We start from the raw sequence: 16,583 nt of genomic DNA on the forward strand, positions 1-16,583 counted from the left end.
TTTACCTAAGTTACTATATTTTCAGTTGAATAATTTTAATTAAAACTTTCTCCAAATAACCAATTTTTTGGTTCAATATCATTTAATTCTAAGATAATACTATCTTCTATAACTTTTTTTTCTTCTTCTGATAAAATATTTATTTGCTTATTTTTATCTAATACTTCATTTAATGTGCTATCTCCAACATTTATAAAATATTGTAAAGAGCTATTTTGTACAAGTTCAGTTATAAGCTTAAAAATCATAGTTTTTTGTCTTTTATCCATCTCTGAAAAAACACAACCATCGTGAGATAAAAACTCTAATAATTTAGGATTTAACAGATAAAGCAATACATCATAACAAAAGATTTTAACTTCTCCAACTCCTTGTGAACCTTGTTTTGGTATATCACTAATAATATCAAATAAATATCTGGCTGTTGGTGTTTCTACTATTTTTAGTGAACCACCTGTATTATCATAAAATCTTTTAACCAAACTTCTAAATTTCTGTTCTATTTCTTCAAATCTGTTATGATTTTTTTCTAAATAAGATAAACTCTCTTTTTTTATTATAGTTTCATTCATTTCTAATTGAACTTTATCTTTTTTAAAATCATTTAAAATATGTTCATATTTCTCTAAATCTTTTTGTTCTTCTTCAAGTGTTTTTATCCTATCTTTTAGGCTATCCCTCTCTTCTAAAGCTCCACTGTTATTCAAATCTTTTATTATGCTATCTCTTTTAGTTGATATTTCTTGCATACTTTGTTCTAACTTTATTAATTCAATATTCAAATCATTTAACTCTATGGATAATCTTTTTTTCCTATTTTGTATCAAATTATTATGAAACTCTTGAGCTTCTTCTAATCGCTTAGTAATTTTTTCTTCAAAAAAGAAATTTGCTTCATCATAAATTTCTTTAATCTTTTCAATATCAACATCAATATTTTCAGAGCTTTCTAAATTTAACTCTTTCATTTTTATTTTTTTAGAAATGATATAAATTTTATTTCTAAAATCATTAATATTTTGAGTTAATATATCTGCCTCTTGTTTTAAACTATCATAATTTTCAGCAATAATAAATTTATCTAACTGCTCTTCTAATCTATTAATTTCATCTTTAATATCATTAATATTATTTTTATCAAGTTTTTTTTCATACTCTTTTAATGTTTTTTCTGCACTTTTCAATTTAGATAACTTATCTTTTATATCAAAATTTCTTTTAACTAATGACAGATTAATTCCTAATAAAAATAAGTTAGACATTTTTTGATAATAATCTTCTAAAGGTCTTCCTTGTTGAGTTAAAACATTACTATAATAACTCACTTCACTACTAAATCTTCTTGAAAAACAATTGAATAGTTGTTTAAAAGATATTTCGCAATTATCTCCTAGAAATATCTCTGTCAATTTGCTTGGATAGTTTGCTTTCACTATTTTTTCATCATTTATATAAAACTCCGATTTTGAAAAATCTTTTTTTATTGTATATTCTTGATTGTTATGAATTAAAGAGAGTTCAAAAATTCCATATTCTGACAAATATTTTTCTAGTTTTTTCTCTGAAGATGTCTTAAATTTTGAACCAAACATATAATGAATTAAAGATAATGATAAACTTTTACCCAATCCATTTATTGTTTTCTTTTGTTCATCTGTTAATTGTGTACCAACAACTATATTTAAACCATCTTTGAAATTTAATGTTTTAAATTTTGGATTATCTGATGTTAATTGTAATAGTTTCATCGTTACTCTCCACTTTATTTATTATATATAGAAAATCTATACACAAAATTAATTTTTCAATAGATATTTTTTTATAATATTTTTCATTTAACCTATCTAATAAATCATCTAAAGATATTGCTTCATTTTTAAGAATATCTAAAACAACAGATGAAATACTAATCAAACTATCAACTGGTTGAATTATTTTTGTAGGCATTATCATTCTTTTATCCCAATATCACATATTTCAAAGAAAAATGATATTATTATCCAAATTACATTTAGTGAATTAAAATCATCAATTTCAACTTCACTTTTTATATTTTCATATAGTTCATTTATAATTTCATTAAAATCTAAATTGTGTAATTTTGATAAAATATGTAGTTCTGATATATTTTTATTTAATATTTCTTCTTTTTTTACTTTAGTTAGTAATTTTCTCTCTAATATCGATTTATATTTATCTTCTACAATCAAAGCTTTTAAATCTGTAATTGTATTATCTTCTTCAAGTTTATCAATCAATACTCTATAATCAAGCCCACTGTTAATTTGAGATGAAATTCTTTGGTTTATTTGATTTAATTTTAATTTTTCATTACTTTCAATAGTTCCAAAATCATCATTTCCATAAGCTATTCTAATCTTTTTTTGAATTAAATGTTTAATAACCAAATCCAATACAGCAAGTTCTGAATATTTATTTTCTAAACTATTAAAATATTTATTATACAAATCTTTTAATTTTGTAGTTTCTAAATCATTTATCTCTCTTATTAAATCACTTGAATCATATAAGCAATATAATAAATCAATATTATATTTAGAATTAAGCTCTTTTATTGTTTCTTGATTTGGTTTTGATTTTTCTAATAAATATAAAATTTTAATTTCATAATCTTTATAATTTCCATCATTAAAAACTTGTAGTGTATTTTCAATTTTATCTTTTGTTCTTGTAGTTGTAATTTGAAAAAACAGTTTTCTTTTTTTATCAACTAAATCAATAAAAGGAGTATTTTGTTTTTCTTTATTTGAATTAATAAGTTCATATCCATAAATAAAATTTAAAATATCTCTAAAAAAGTTTTCTGAGTGTATATTTAAACCATAATCATTTATTGATTGTCTATGTTCAATATCATATTTTGTAATAGCTAAACTTTTACTAATTTTATTAAATATCTCTTCTCTAGTTTCAACCATTTTATTTGCCTTAAAATAACTAATCTTTTATTATACTTTAAGTTTAGTTAATAATTGTTTTTAAAAGCCTTATATATTAAATCTTTTATATCCTTTGCATAATAAATATATCCACCATTACTTGTTATAAATTTTTTCTCTATCAAATCTTCTAATATTTTTTCCAAATCCATTCTTTTATTAGAATAATATTTTTGTATTTCATCAATAAAATTTGAATACAAATGATTATCTTGTATATTGTTTTTATAAATTATTTCTAAAAATTTTATTTCATCTATTGTAAAATCTTTTAAAATATCTTTTTTTTGTAATTCAAACATTCTATTAGTCTCTTTTTCTCTTTTCTCAAATTCTTCCAATTTTTTGAATTCATTTTCATAATTAGTTAACTTATTTTTCAATTCTTCATTTGTCTTTCTTATAGCATTTACTTCATCATCTTTTTCACTAATCCCTTTTTCATACTTTTGTATTAAATCTTGTCTAAAGTTTTGATTATCGGTTTGTAGTTTTTCTAAATTATTTTTAGTTTTATTATTTAATTCTTCAGATTCTTTCAGTAACTTCTTAACATTAATTATTTCTTCATCTTTTTGTTTTTTTATCTCATCTTCTTTTGCCTTTAATCTAATTTCAATATCAGCATTTAGTCTCTCTTTTTCTTGTTCAAATTTTTCTTGTTCATTTTTTATTGCTTTTTCTATTTTAGTTTGAGTTGCTAAATCAATATTTGTTAATTCTTCTTCTAACTTTTTTGTCTTTTTTCTTATGTTGGATATAGAACTCAAATATTTATCTCTTTCACTTCCTAAAAATATCTCTTCTTTTTCTAGTTTTGCAAATTTTTCCTTTAATTTATTTTGATGCCATTTCCATATCGGCATTGAAATATATCTTTCAAAGAAAGGTATAATTCCTATCCAAACAAAAGCAAAGAAAAATGGATAAATTAAAGTAGTTTGATAAAACAAGTCTATATATGGAAGTTCAAAAATTAAAGTTGGTTTATATGTATCTATAAAATTAAATTTATCTTCTATTGATTTTGTAGATAATAATACAAGAATATATCTATAATTAAATATCAAAATACCTATTAAAAAAGAACTAAAAAATGGCGATTTTATTCTTTGAAAAAGTGAAGCTTTTAACTCTTTTGAAATTTCTTTATACATATTTCTCTCCTATACAAACATCTGTTGTAAAAGAGATTTTTTAAACTCTTTTGATTTTTTTAAGATTTTTTGGTTTTCTTCTATTTTATCATCTATACTAGATAAAAAGTTTGCTATTTTATTTTGTTCTTCAATTTGCGGTAATTTTATAGAAAATCTTAAAAAATCTTCAGCTTTAACAGCTTGTCTTTCATAAACAGTGCCTTCTTCATATTTTCTAACACTATTTATAAAATCTCTTCGTGTAACAAGGTATTCAATAAAACTAATATTTGCGTTTATCACTTCAAATGTTACATATATAGGTGAAAAAATCCCATCTTTATATTTATTTCTAGCAATAACTCCAAATTTTAAATTTGCTGGATTGTAACAAATATCATTTAATTTGGTAACCTTATATTTTTTTATACTATCATCACTAACAAGAAAATCCCTTTCATATCTTTCAGTTTTTGCAACAACTCCTTCAACAGTCAATGAAATATGTTCATAGTTTTTAGATTTTGTTACCATTTGTTTTCTTTCTTTAAAAATTGATTTTAATGATATTATTTCCCACTCTGGAAACTCTTTCCCTTTATCATCTTTAAATATAATCTCTTGAGAAAAGATTTTTTGCATAATAGATTTTTTATATTGTTGTAAAAGTTCATCTTTTTTTGTAAGTTTTTCTATTTTCTCATCAACACTATTTAAAAATATAGCAATTTTTTCTTGTTCTTCTAAAGTTGGTAATTTTGCTTTTAATTGTTTTAAATCTGAATTATAAACATTGCTAATACTTGAACCTTTTGCCAATGTTGATATTTTCTTTCTTAGTTTTGAATTTATATAGTATGAAACAAATATTTGAGAATATATATTTTGTTTTAGTGGTTTTAAAATATTTATTGTTCTTCCTATTGCTACATTTTTTAAAGTTAAAGCTGAAGCCAAACCAATATCTAGCGGGTCTTCTCCTGCTGATGGCATTAATATTTCATCTCCATCACTAAATAAAAGTTCGGATTTGTCTAAATTTGTTTTATTAATTACTTTTAAAATAACTTCATTATACATATGATAAAGTTCTCCATACCGAACACAAGGAGTTTCATAATCTGGTGAAGCTTCATTTTGTTTTATATTTTTACCTATTGAAAAACTAAAAATATCTTCAAACTTTTTTTCTTCCCACTCTCCACTAAACTCTTTAAATCTTAATTTTGGTACATTTATATTTTTACTCATTTTCAACCTTGTAAAATATTTACTATTAAATTTACAATAGTTTCTTTTTGTTTTGGCTCACTTTTTGCTGTCATAAGTGATAGTGCAACCAAAGCATTATCATTTATTTTAAGTTCTCCATTTGATTTATATAGCATATTGTTTTTACTTAAAAAAAGTATAAACATAAAAGCACCTATTCTTTTATTTCCGTCATTAAAAGGGTATCCTTTGATAATATAATAGAGCAAATTTGCAGCCTTTTCTTCAACACTTTGCAGTAAATCAACTCCACCAAAAGTTTGATAAATATTTCTTAAAATCCCTTCAAATTCTCCTGCTTTTTCTCTACCAAAAAGTTCTGTTGCTTCACCTTTTTTTATAAGTTCAGCTTTTAGTTTATATATGGAAGTTTTTGCTTCATCAATATCTAGTATAAACTTTGTTTCTTTTATTGGTATAAAATCTATTTTCAAAGAGTCTTCATCATATCCTTGCAAAAGTGTCCAAGTTCTTGAGTAGTTTAAAATTACATCAAGTAAACCTTTTGCTTCATTTAGTTCTAGCTCTGATTTTGAAATATTATCTTTTAAAAACTCTATTGTTTTCTCTAGCTCTTTTAAGCCTTTTTGTTTCAATATTTTATTATTTATAGAGTATCCATTTATAATATAATCTTTTAAAATTTTTGTTGCCCAAACTCTAAAACTTGTAGCTCTTTTTGAATTTACTCTATATCCTAAAGATATAATCATATCAAGATTATAATATTCTACTTGATAAATTTTTCCATCAGTAGCAGTTGTTGCATTTTTTGCAACAACTGAATTTTTATCAAGTTCCTCTTCTTTAAGAATATTTTTTATATGTCTTGAAATAACAGATTTATCTCTATCAAACAAAACTTCTAGCTGTTTTTGACTAAGCCATAAAGTATCATTTTCAAGTGAAACATCTAGCTTTACCTCTCCATTTATATCTTCATATATTACTATTTGATTATTTAGTTCATCTCTCATAAAATTCTCCTAAAACGGTGTAGAAATACCCAGTTCTGTACAAAAAGAAGCTATTGTTTTATCTGTTTTTTTCATACTAATTTCAAGCTCTTTTAACTCATAGCAAACTTTGTCTAAATCAATAATCTCTTCCTCTTCAAATGTATCTACATATCGTGGGATATTTAGATTGTAGTCGTTTTCTCTTATCTCATCTAAACTTGCAAGATGAGAGTATTTTTCTATTTGTTTTCTACTCTTATAAGTATCTATGATTTTTTGTATATCTTGTTCTCTTAAAAAGTTTTGATTTTTTGCCTTTTCAAAATCTTTTGAAGCATCAATAAAAAGTATATTATCACTATCTACTCTACACTTTTTAAAAACTAAAATACAAGTAGGTATTGAAGTACCATAAAAGATATTTGAAGGAAGTCCTATAACTGCATCAAGATAGTTTCTATTTTCAATTAAATATTTTCTTATATGCCCTTCACTTGCACTTCTAAATAAAACTCCGTGTGGTAAGACAACAGCCATTGTTCCATTGTCATCAAGATGATGTATCATATGAGTTACAAAAGCGAAATCAGCTTTGCTACTAGGTGCAAGTTTTCCATATTGGCTAAATCTATCATCATTTAAAAATAGATTGTTTGCACTCCAATTTGCACTAAAAGGTGGATTTGCTACTATTGCTTCAAACTTCATATCAAAATGTTGTGGGTGTTCTAGTGTATCTTCTTGTTTTATATCAAACTTTCGATAATGAATATCGTGCATTATCATATTCATTCTTGCTAGATTATAAGTTGTTCTATTTAACTCTTGCCCATAAAAATTTGATACATCTTGTACCTCTTTTGCAACTCGTAAAAGCAAAGAGCCACTTCCACAAGTTGGGTCATATACAGATTTTAACCTCTCTTTTCCAATAGTTACAAGTTTTGCTAAGATTTTAGAAACTTCTTGTGGAGTATAAAACTCTCCAGCTTTTTTTCCTGCACCTGCTGCAAATTGTCCAATTAGATACTCATAAGCATCACCTAAAACATCTCTATCATGATTTTTTAGTTCAAAATTTACTTTGTCTAAATGTGATAAAACTTTAGATATTAAACTATTTCTTTGCTCAACAGTTCGCCCTAGTTTTGTAGAAGTTAAATCTAAATCTTCAAATAAGTGAATAAAATCATCTTCACTTTCAGTTCCCATAGTTGAAGACTCTATATTTCTTAATATTTTTGTTAAATCATCTAATATAAAATTATTTGTTTCTTCATTTCCTCTTTTTGCAATAGAAGAAAATAGTTCATCAGGTTTTAAAAAATATCCAAGCTTTTCTATTGCTTCATTTTTTATATCTTCTAAAAACTCTTCTTTATCTTTTAGGTTAAGAATATCAAGATAAGTTATATTATCATTTTGTAGAATTTCATTTGCATAATCAACCATTTTTTCAGATAGATATTTATAAAAAATAAATCCTAAAATATAATCCCTAAACTCATCTGCATCCATCTTTCCTCTTAGGGCATTTGCTATATTCCAAAGTTGCTGTTCTAGTATCTTCTTTTGTTCTTCACTCATTTTTCATCTTTATATATAAATAAGTGATTATTTTATCCAAATCTCTATAAATAGTTAAAAATCATACTTTATACAAATTATTTATTCATATTCAAATGTATAATATCAAGTGCTGCTGGTGTAACTCCCGATATTAAACTAGCATTATATAAAGTTGGTGGCTGATTATTTTCAAGCTTTTCTATAACTTCATTTGAAAGCCCTGGAAGTCCTTTATAACAAAAATTCTCAGGAATTCTAAGCTTTAGCATTTTCTTCATTTTCTCTATCTGTTTTTGCTGTTTTTGAATATATCTATAATATTTTGCTTCAACTATTATTTGCTCTTTTAAATAATCATCAAACTCTTTAAAACTAGGTACCAAAATATCTAATTTTGAAATATCTATTGTATTTCTTCCTATTAAATCTATTAAAAGTACCTTATCGTTTATTTTCTCTTCGCCAATAGATTCTAAAAGTTCCAAAGTCTCTTTTTTAGAAGTTATCCAAGTTTCTGCCATATAAGAAATAGCATCTTCAAGAGTCTTTTTCTTATTTAGCATTTTATTATATGAATCTTCATCAAGTAAACCAATCTCATATCCATATTTTGAAAGTCTTATATCTGCATTCTCTTCTCTTAGAAGAAGTCTATATTCAGCACGACTAGTAAACATTCTATATGGTTCGTGAGTTCCTTTTGTAACTAAATCATCAATCAAAACTCCAATATATGCTTCATCTCGTCTTAAAACAAATGGTTCTTTACCATCTATTGACAAACAAGCATTTATACTAGCCATTAATCCTTGAGCTGCTGCTTCTTCATATCCTGTTGTTGCATTTATTTGTCCAGCGTGATAAAGGTTTTTTATTTTTTTTGTTTCTAAAGTATGTTTTAACTCTGTTGGATCAACATAATCATACTCAATAGCATATCCATATCTTATCACTCTTGCATTTTCAAGACCTTTTACACTTGCTATCATTTTCTTTTGTATCTCTATTGGAAGTGAACTTGACATTCCATTTAAGTAATATTCTGTACACTTTGCTGTTTGTGGCTCTAAAAATAGTTGATGCCTTTCTCTTTCACTAAATCTTTTTACTTTATCTTCAATACTTGGACAATATCGTGGACCTAATCCCTCAATTTGCCCTGTATATATTGGTGCTCTGTGGAAATTTGCTGATATTAATTCATGAGTATTTAAATTTGTATAAGTTACATAACATGGATATTGAGTTGGATTAAAAGTTTTTTTATCTGTTCTAAATGAAAATGGTGTTGGATTTATATCCCCACCGTGAGTCTCCATAACTGAAAAATCAATAGAGTTTGCATCAAGTCTTGATGGAGTTCCAGTTTTTAATCTTCCCACTTTTAATCCCATCTCTTTTAACTGTAAAGATAGAGTTGTAGATGGCAATTCCCAAGCTCTACCAGCTTCATATTTATTTTCTCCAATATGAATTAATCCTCTCATAAAAGTCCCAACTGTAAGAATAGTTTTTAAAGCTCTAAACTCTTCTCCTAATTTTGTTTTTACTCCTAAAACCTCATCATTTTCTAAAATAAGAGAACTTACCTCATCTTGATAAATATCTAAATTTGGTGTGCTATGACAAACTTTTCTCATATACTCTTTGTAAAAATCCATATCAATTTGAGCTCTAGTTCCTTGAACTGCTGCACCTTTTGAGCCATTTAAAACTCTAAATTGAATTCCTGTTTCATCAGTACAAAGTCCCATTTCTCCACCAAGAGCATCTACTTCTTTTACTAAATGCCCTTTTGCCAATCCACCAATAGCTGGATTACAACTAGCAGCTCCTATTTGTTCGACTAGCATTGTTATTAAAAGTGTTTTTTTACCAAGTCTTGCACCTGCTAATGCTGCTTCAATACCAGCATGACCTGCACCTACAACTATAATATCGTATTGCATAATTATTCCTTTTTCTATATAGAGTATTAGATTTTTAAATATTTGTAGAAATTAGCTTCTTATAAATTTTTGGCTATTATAACTAAATTTTATCTAAAGGTTTTTTAAGTGTTTACAGGACTTATAAGAGAGATGGCAAAAGTTGTTAATTTCTCAAACAATATTTTAACTCTACAAGCAAATTATTCCCCAAAGATTGGGGATTCTATTGCAGTAAATGGGGCTTGTTTAACTGTAATAAAAATTTCAAATGATACTTTTAGTGTTGAGTTATCTCCTGAAAGTACAAACTTACTTGCTTTAGAAAATTATAAGAATTTTGTACATATAGAACCAGCTATGCAAATGGGTGATAGATTTGAAGGACATATTGTTCAAGGACATATTGATTGTCTTGGAATTATTGAAAAGATAGAAAAAAAAGGGAACTCAACAGATTTTTATATAAAAGTACCAAATGAGTTTATAAAATATATGATAAGCAAAGGAAGCGTAGCAATAGATGGAATATCTTTAACTATAAATGAAGTATTTAAAGACTCTTTTAGACTTACAATAATTCCTCATACAATAGAAAATACACTTTTCAAAAACTATAAAGTAAACTCAAGAGTAAATGTAGAAACTGATATGTTTGCAAGATATATTTTTAATATGTTTAAGAAAAATGATAAAGATAATTTAACTTGGGAAAGTGTAGATAGAATAATGGCTAATTATTAGCCATTATCTAAAGAATTTATGGTGTTGGTAAATCAAGAATTGCAGTTGCAATAGAGAAGAATATTACAACACCTATTGCATCTGCAATTGAAGTTATCAAAGGTGCACTAGCTGATGCAGGATCTAGTTTAAACTTACTTAATAAAAACGGTAAAGACATTCCAATTATACTTCCTACTATTACCACAAGAACCATCGTTAAAGATACAATTAAAGCAATATCATATCCACCTCTATAAATACCTATAAAAGATACAGCTAAAGCCATAGTAAACCCAAGTAAACTTGCAACAACAAGCTCTTTTCCTAGCATTCCAGCCCAATCTTTTAGTTTAACATCTCCAGTTGCTAAAGCTCTTACCATAAGTGTTGCTGATTGTGAACCAGCATTTCCTCCACTATCTACAAGTAATGGCAAGAAGAATACAAGTGCAATATATGCAGAAATTGTATCTTCAAAATATGCTATTCCTGCACCTGAGAATATATTACCAAAAACTAAAATAACAAGCCAAAAAACTCTTTTTTTATAAAGTGTTGAAATTGTTGCTTCTTTTATATTTGTTAAAAACCCTACATTTCCATGTTTACTTACTTCAACACTTGTACCACTCATTTTTTGGAAATCTTCTTCTGCTTCTTCAATAGCAACATCTATAACATCATCATAAGTGATTATTCCCACAAGAATATTATTCTCATCTACAACAGGAGCAATAAGTAAATCATAATCTTGAATTACTTTAACACAAAATTCTACTGGATCACTAGCTTTTAAAGAGATAGGATTCTTTCTCATAAAATCTTCTATTAGACTATCTGGTTCTGCCATAATTATAGATTTTAAAGATACACTTCCTAATAACTCTCTATTTTCATTTATTACAAATGTTTCATAAATAGTTTCAATATCTCCAGCAATCTTTCTTAGATAAGAAATTGACTCTAAAGCATTCATATTGGCTTTTAAAGTAGCATAATTTGATGTCATAATTGAACCAATAACATTCTCTTCATATGATGATAATTTTATTATGTCTTCTTGCTCAGCTTTAGTTAAAATAGGCAAAATTCTATCTTGTAGAGTTTCCGTCATTATGTTAAATAAATCGGCTCTTTCATCACTTGGCATCTTTTCAAAAAGCTCTTTTATCATTGTTCTATCCATAAAATCAAGGATAATTAACTGCATTCGTTCATCTAAGTATCCAAATAACTCTGAACTATTTTTAAGTGGCATCAAAGATATAAAAGTAAAAATTTCTTGTGGTTTTAACTCTTCAAAAGCTTCTTTTAAATCTACTGGATATGTATGGTGTAATATTTTTACAATCTCTTTTTTACTTCTAGTTTCTATAACATTATGTATGCTAGAAATTAATTCTTTTTTATTCATATTTTACTCCCTATATGTTTACATAATTTACAATAGTTAAGTATTATATTGATTACAATCTACAATTAAGATTTTAGGATTATCATACAAAACTATCAACATTGGCTTAAACAATTTACATGAAGTTTTAATGACTTATAAGATTTTTAAGGTTTATATTAATATTTTAAATACTCAAGTTTATATTAATCATAAAATAAAACTTCATGAATCTACTCTGACTACTATCTGAATCCATTTCCGCTCCTTTTATGAAATATTTAATTTTGCCGTAGTTTAGAAAAATATTTCTTAATTTTTAATTAATAGATTTTACTCATTTATAGTTTGATATGTATAAAAATATCTTTTTGTAAGTGGTTTTGCATAGGGCTCAATATATGCCACTTTCATATCTGGATACTCTTTTATATCAACCACCTTACCTACTCTTACGCCCTCATAAAAGATATTATCAAGACCTGAAGTTATAACTTCATCACCAAGTTTTACTTTTGCCCAAATAGGTATAAATTTAACAGACAATAATCTTTCATCACTATCATTTGACATCACAATTCCAGAATTCCTATCATTCCCTACAAAAACAGCATAAGAACAATCTTTATTTCCATTTAGTAAACCTACACTTTTACCTTGCTTATTTAAAGCAATTCCAGCAGCATAGTTTTCTGATATAAGTCCTACAATCTCATCATCTAATTTTTTATCTATCCAAACTGTTGTAAAATCATCAAATTTTACATATGATAAAACTCTTACTATATCAATTTTTGCATTTATACTAGGAAGTTCCACATTTAACAAAAATTCTCGCAAAGAGTCTATTTTTGAGGTTGTAGATTCATACAAAATTTTGTACTCTTTTAAGCGTAAGTTCTCTTCTTGTAATTTCTTTATAAGTTCTTCATGAGAAAAATGATCTTTAACTTTTTGTGATAATTCTATATAACTATTTAAATAAGATTTTTTTATCTCTGCAAAAAATCTAAACTGTTTTGAAATATATTCATCTATTTCAAATAAGTATAGTAATCCTGCAAAGATAAATAGAGATAAAAAAAGAAATCTTTTCATCTAATTTCTAATTTTTCATCTCTTCAATAATTTTTAGTAATTCTGGTTCATCAAGAACTTGACTAGTTCCATATGCAACAGAAAGTAATGGTTCATCTGCAATCTTTACAGGTATTTTAACAATTTCAGATAGATATTTATCTATTCCTCTAATTAATGCTCCACCACCTGTTATTATAATTCCATTATCAACAACATCTCCTGCTAAATCTGGTGGCATATTTTCTAATACACTTCTAATTGCTGAAGCAATTTCTTTCAGTGGTTCTTTTATTGCAATTCTAACACCTTCACTACCTAATTCAATAGTAGAAAGATAACCTGAATGATCTTTTCCTTTTATTTGGAATTTTAATTCAGGATCAAGTTTTGAAGCAGCACCAATAGCTATTTTAATATTTTCGGCTGTTCTTTCTCCTATAAAAAGATTATAGTTTTGTCTTACATACTCAACAATTGATCTATCAATTTTATCTCCACCAACTTTAACTGATTTACATAAAACCAATCCTCCTAAAGAAGTAACACCAATTTCAGTTGTTCCTCCTCCAATATCAACAACAACATGTCCATCTGGATCAGAAACAGGTATTCCAGCTCCAATAGCAGCTGCCATTGGCTCTTCTACTAAGAAAACTTCTCTAGCTCCTGCACTCATAGCTGACTCTTCAACTGCTTTTCTTTCAACTTGTGTAATTCCATAAGGAATACAGATAATTACTCTTGGTCTAATAAATGATTTTCTTGAGTGTGCTTTCTCTATAAAGTATCTAATCATTCTTTCAGTCATTTCAAAATCAGCAATAACTCCATCTTGCATTGGTCTTACTGCTTGAATATTTAAAGGAGTCTTTCCAAGCATTCTCTTTGCTTCTTGACCAACTGCTAAAATTCTATCTTTCCCTTGTCTATCAACTTGAACAGCTACAACTGAAGGTTCATTGATGATTACCCCTTTTCCTTTAACACTAACAATAGTATTAGCAGTTCCTAAATCTATTGCCATATCATTTGAAAATATTCCTATTAACTTATCTAAAATCATCTATTTATCCTTTGCTTACTTTAGGTTCTTCTTCTTTTAGAATAACTTTTTGTGTAATTGTAATTTTTTTATTTTTAAAATCTGGAAGATTAAACATAATATCAAGCATAATATCTTCCAAAATAGATCTAAGTCCTCTTGCCCCTGTTTTTCTCTTAATTGCTAAATCTGCTAATTCTAAAAGAGCATCTTTATCAAAATCTAAAGTTACACCATCCATTGCAAATAGTTCTTTATATTGTTTAATTAATGCATTTTTTGGTTCTGTTAAAATATGAACCATATCTTCTTTTGTAATCTCATTTAATGTTGCAATCATATGAAGTCTTCCAATTAATTCTGGAATAAGACCATATTTTACTAAATCATCTGTTTCAACTTTTGAAACAATTTTATCATTATCTTCTTTTGACTTTTTATCTTGATTGAAACCTAAAATATTTGCACCTTGCTTTCTTTTTATAATATCTTCGAGTCCATCAAAAGCTCCTCCACAAATAAATAAAATATTTGTAGTATCTACTTGTAAAGAGTCTTGTCCAGGATGTTTTCTTCCACCTTTTGGTGGAACATTTACAACTGCTCCTTCAACAATTTTTAGTAAAGCTTGTTGAACACCTTCTCCTGAAACATCTCTTGTAATACTTCTATTTTCACTCATTCTTGCAATTTTATCAATCTCATCAATAAAGATAATTCCTCTTTGTGCTTTCTCAATATCTCCATTTGCAGCTTGTACAAGTCTTGTTACAACATTTTCAACATCATCTCCTACATAACCAGCTTCAGTTAAACTTGTTGCATCTGCAATAGCCAATGGGACATCTAAATATTTTGATATTGTTTGAGCTAAAAGAGTTTTTCCACTTCCTGTTGGTCCTATTAAAAGTACATTTGATTTATTTAATTCAATGTCATTCTTGAGTTCATCTTTTCTAAATATTCTTTTATAATGATTATAAACTGCAACTGAAAGAACTTTTTTTGCTCTTTCTTGCCCAATTACATACTCATCTAAAATACTCTTTAGCTCAGAAGGTGTTTTGATTTTTATCTCTTTTTCTTCAAGCTTAATCTCATTACTCTCAAAGTTTCCATCTATTTGAGAAGTCATAATTTCATTTGCAGCTGTTACACAAGATTTACAAATACAAGCATTGTCTCCCGTTATAATAGGATTAGTCTTTGTATCATTTGCTCCACAAAAATCACAAATAATTTTACTCATTTTCACTCTTTACTGTTCTTTCAAAAGGTATTCCTCTTTTTGTATTTATTACAAAACCTGCTAACTCTTTTACTAATTCATTTTTACTTGTCTCAAATAGTTCTTTTGCTACTTCTTGAAGTGGTTTACCTGAAGCAAAAAGTAATCTATATGCACTTTTTAAATCATTAATATCTTCTTTGTTTTCTAATCTTCTTCTTAAACCAACTAAATTTAAACCTCTAATTGTAGCTTTATTTCCTTCTGCCAAACAAAAAGGTGGAATATCTTGTGCAACTGCACTAGCACCACCAATCATAGCTTGAGTTCCAATTTTACAAAATTGATGAACGGGAGTTAGTCCACCAACAACAGCAAAATCATCAACTTCAACATGTCCTGCAAGAGTAACTCCATTTGCAAAAATACAATTATCTCCAATAATGCAATCATGTGCTACGTGTGTATAACCCATAAATAAATTATTGTTTCCAATCTTTGTAACTGCTCCACCACCAATAGTTCCTGGATTAAACAAAGTAAATTCTCTTATTCTGTTATTGTCACCAATTATTAACTCAACATCATCGCTTGGATTAAATTTTAAGTCTTGAGGTATTGAACCAATTGATGCATGAGAAAATATATGATTATTTTTACCAATAGTTGTTTTACCTGTAATTAATGAGTTAGAATCAACAATCGTTCCATCTCCTATTTTTACATTTTTTCCTATTATGGTATATGCACCAATTATTACATTTTGTCCTAAAATTGCACCATCTTCTATTATGGCTGTTTTATGAATATTACTCATATTAGTCCTAATTATTTATCTACTATCATTGCTTTAAATTCAGCTTCAGCTGTAAGTTTTCCATCTATATATGCTTTTCCTTCAAATACCATTAAAGTACTTTTCATTTTGATAGCTGTTAATTCATAATCTAATCTATCTCCTGGACGAACTGGATTTCTGAATTTAGCTTTATCAATACTCATAAAATAGATAACTTTACTTTTTAGCTCTTCATCACTTAATCCAGCACTCTTTAGAGCCAAAACTCCTCCACATTGAGCCATTCCTTCAAGAATCATAACACCTGGATAAATTGGATGCCCTGGAAAATGACCTTGAAATGCTGGTTCTGAAATAGATATATTTTTATAACCTTTTATTGTCTTACCAGCTTCCATATCAGTAATTCTATCCACTAAAAGTAAAGGGTACCTATGTGGTAAAATCTCTTGAATTTGCATAATATCAAACATATTTGTGTCCTACTA

General features: G+C 26.7%; 15 protein-coding genes. 1 reads left to right on the plus strand and 14 read right to left on the minus strand.

Annotation, left to right across the window (positions count from 1 at the left end):
- Positions 1 to 35: 35 nt before the first annotated feature.
- The 8 genes from ATH_RS09405 to mnmG all read right to left on the minus strand — a co-directional run bounded on the left by ATH_RS09405 (position 36) and on the right by mnmG (position 9,848).
- Positions 36 to 1,748 (minus strand): DUF2326 domain-containing protein, encoded by a 1,713-nt coding sequence (locus tag ATH_RS09405; RefSeq protein WP_066180502.1) that lies wholly within the window; start codon positions 1,746 to 1,748, stop codon positions 36 to 38.
- Positions 1,720 to 1,953: an ABC-three component system middle component 6 gene (locus tag ATH_RS09410; RefSeq protein WP_066180499.1), complete on the minus strand. Its 234-nt coding sequence runs from the start codon at positions 1,951 to 1,953 to the stop codon at positions 1,720 to 1,722. Before ATH_RS09410 ends, ATH_RS09405 begins: the two co-directional genes overlap by 29 nt.
- Entirely contained in the window at positions 1,950 to 2,939 is a 990-nt protein-coding gene (locus ATH_RS09415; RefSeq protein ID WP_066390061.1) for an SMEK domain-containing protein, read from the minus strand. Before ATH_RS09415 ends, ATH_RS09410 begins: the two co-directional genes overlap by 4 nt.
- Before the next feature lie 47 nt (positions 2,940 to 2,986).
- On the minus strand, positions 2,987 to 4,117 hold the full coding sequence (locus tag ATH_RS09420; protein ID WP_066180493.1) for a coiled-coil domain-containing protein: 1,131 nt from the start codon (positions 4,115 to 4,117) through the stop codon (positions 2,987 to 2,989).
- A 9-nt stretch (positions 4,118 to 4,126) separates the two neighbouring features.
- Positions 4,127 to 5,350: a restriction endonuclease subunit S gene (locus tag ATH_RS09425; RefSeq protein ID WP_208854818.1), complete on the minus strand. Its 1,224-nt coding sequence runs from the start codon at positions 5,348 to 5,350 to the stop codon at positions 4,127 to 4,129.
- Between the two features lie 2 nt (positions 5,351 to 5,352).
- Positions 5,353 to 6,348 (minus strand): virulence protein RhuM/Fic/DOC family protein, encoded by a 996-nt coding sequence (gene rhuM, locus ATH_RS09430; RefSeq protein ID WP_066390059.1) that lies wholly within the window; start codon positions 6,346 to 6,348, stop codon positions 5,353 to 5,355.
- A gap of 9 nt (positions 6,349 to 6,357) precedes the next feature.
- Complete coding sequence (locus ATH_RS09435) at positions 6,358 to 7,917, minus strand: type I restriction-modification system subunit M (protein WP_066390057.1); 1,560 nt, start codon at positions 7,915 to 7,917, stop codon at positions 6,358 to 6,360.
- A gap of 77 nt (positions 7,918 to 7,994) precedes the next feature.
- Positions 7,995 to 9,848 carry a tRNA uridine-5-carboxymethylaminomethyl(34) synthesis enzyme MnmG gene (mnmG, locus tag ATH_RS09440; protein ID WP_066390055.1) on the minus strand — a complete coding sequence of 618 codons (1,854 nt, stop codon included), beginning with the start codon at positions 9,846 to 9,848 and terminating at the stop codon, positions 7,995 to 7,997.
- A 108-nt stretch (positions 9,849 to 9,956) separates the two neighbouring features.
- Between mnmG and ribE the strand changes: the two genes are divergently transcribed.
- Positions 9,957 to 10,571 (plus strand): riboflavin synthase, encoded by a 615-nt coding sequence (gene ribE, locus ATH_RS09445; RefSeq protein WP_066181745.1) that lies wholly within the window; start codon positions 9,957 to 9,959, stop codon positions 10,569 to 10,571.
- 16 nt (positions 10,572 to 10,587) lie between these two features.
- On the opposite strand, the gene mgtE is transcribed toward ribE, so the two are convergent.
- From mgtE to fabZ, 6 genes are all read right to left on the minus strand, one after another.
- Positions 10,588 to 11,967: a magnesium transporter gene (gene mgtE, locus ATH_RS09450; protein WP_066186026.1), complete on the minus strand. Its 1,380-nt coding sequence runs from the start codon at positions 11,965 to 11,967 to the stop codon at positions 10,588 to 10,590.
- Between the two features lie 312 nt (positions 11,968 to 12,279).
- Positions 12,280 to 13,044 carry a rod shape-determining protein MreC gene (mreC, locus tag ATH_RS09455; RefSeq protein ID WP_066181734.1) on the minus strand — a complete coding sequence of 255 codons (765 nt, stop codon included), beginning with the start codon at positions 13,042 to 13,044 and terminating at the stop codon, positions 12,280 to 12,282.
- 7 nt (positions 13,045 to 13,051) lie between these two features.
- Positions 13,052 to 14,089, minus strand: a complete 1,038-nt coding sequence (locus ATH_RS09460) for a rod shape-determining protein (RefSeq protein WP_066172601.1) — start codon at positions 14,087 to 14,089, stop codon at positions 13,052 to 13,054.
- Between the two features lie 4 nt (positions 14,090 to 14,093).
- The gene (clpX, locus tag ATH_RS09465) at positions 14,094 to 15,317 is read right to left on the minus strand and encodes an ATP-dependent Clp protease ATP-binding subunit ClpX (protein WP_066181731.1); all 1,224 of its coding nucleotides are present in this window, start codon (positions 15,315 to 15,317) and stop codon (positions 14,094 to 14,096) included.
- Entirely contained in the window at positions 15,310 to 16,113 is an 804-nt protein-coding gene (lpxA, locus tag ATH_RS09470) for an acyl-ACP--UDP-N-acetylglucosamine O-acyltransferase (protein WP_066181728.1), read from the minus strand. Before lpxA ends, clpX begins: the two co-directional genes overlap by 8 nt.
- 11 nt (positions 16,114 to 16,124) lie before the next feature.
- Entirely contained in the window at positions 16,125 to 16,568 is a 444-nt protein-coding gene (gene fabZ / locus ATH_RS09475; protein ID WP_066172611.1) for a 3-hydroxyacyl-ACP dehydratase FabZ, read from the minus strand.
- Positions 16,569 to 16,583 lie beyond the last annotated feature (15 nt).

The sequence above is a fragment of the Aliarcobacter thereius LMG 24486 genome (genome assembly GCF_004214815.1).
GTDB lineage: Bacteria > Campylobacterota > Campylobacteria > Campylobacterales > Arcobacteraceae > Aliarcobacter > Aliarcobacter thereius.

What these genes read in the sequence shown, in the direction of transcription:
- ATH_RS09405 (WP_066180502.1), bottom strand. Translation starts at nt 1,748, where the DNA reads ATGAAACTATTACAATTAACATCAGATAATCCAAAATTTAAAACATTA.
- ATH_RS09410 (WP_066180499.1), bottom strand. Translation starts at nt 1,953, where the DNA reads ATGATAATGCCTACAAAAATAATTCAACCAGTTGATAGTTTGATTAGT.
- ATH_RS09415 (WP_066390061.1), bottom strand. Translation starts at nt 2,939, where the DNA reads ATGGTTGAAACTAGAGAAGAGATATTTAATAAAATTAGTAAAAGTTTA.
- ATH_RS09420 (WP_066180493.1), bottom strand. Translation starts at nt 4,117, where the DNA reads ATGTATAAAGAAATTTCAAAAGAGTTAAAAGCTTCACTTTTTCAAAGA.
- ATH_RS09425 (WP_208854818.1), bottom strand. Translation starts at nt 5,350, where the DNA reads ATGAGTAAAAATATAAATGTACCAAAATTAAGATTTAAAGAGTTTAGT.
- rhuM (WP_066390059.1), bottom strand. Translation starts at nt 6,348, where the DNA reads ATGAGAGATGAACTAAATAATCAAATAGTAATATATGAAGATATAAAT.
- ATH_RS09435 (WP_066390057.1), bottom strand. Translation starts at nt 7,917, where the DNA reads ATGAGTGAAGAACAAAAGAAGATACTAGAACAGCAACTTTGGAATATA.
- mnmG (WP_066390055.1), bottom strand. Translation starts at nt 9,848, where the DNA reads ATGCAATACGATATTATAGTTGTAGGTGCAGGTCATGCTGGTATTGAA.
- mgtE (WP_066186026.1), bottom strand. Translation starts at nt 11,967, where the DNA reads ATGAATAAAAAAGAATTAATTTCTAGCATACATAATGTTATAGAAACT.
- mreC (WP_066181734.1), bottom strand. Translation starts at nt 13,044, where the DNA reads ATGAAAAGATTTCTTTTTTTATCTCTATTTATCTTTGCAGGATTACTA.
- ATH_RS09460 (WP_066172601.1), bottom strand. Translation starts at nt 14,089, where the DNA reads ATGATTTTAGATAAGTTAATAGGAATATTTTCAAATGATATGGCAATA.
- clpX (WP_066181731.1), bottom strand. Translation starts at nt 15,317, where the DNA reads ATGAGTAAAATTATTTGTGATTTTTGTGGAGCAAATGATACAAAGACT.
- lpxA (WP_066181728.1), bottom strand. Translation starts at nt 16,113, where the DNA reads ATGAGTAATATTCATAAAACAGCCATAATAGAAGATGGTGCAATTTTA.
- fabZ (WP_066172611.1), bottom strand. Translation starts at nt 16,568, where the DNA reads ATGTTTGATATTATGCAAATTCAAGAGATTTTACCACATAGGTACCCT.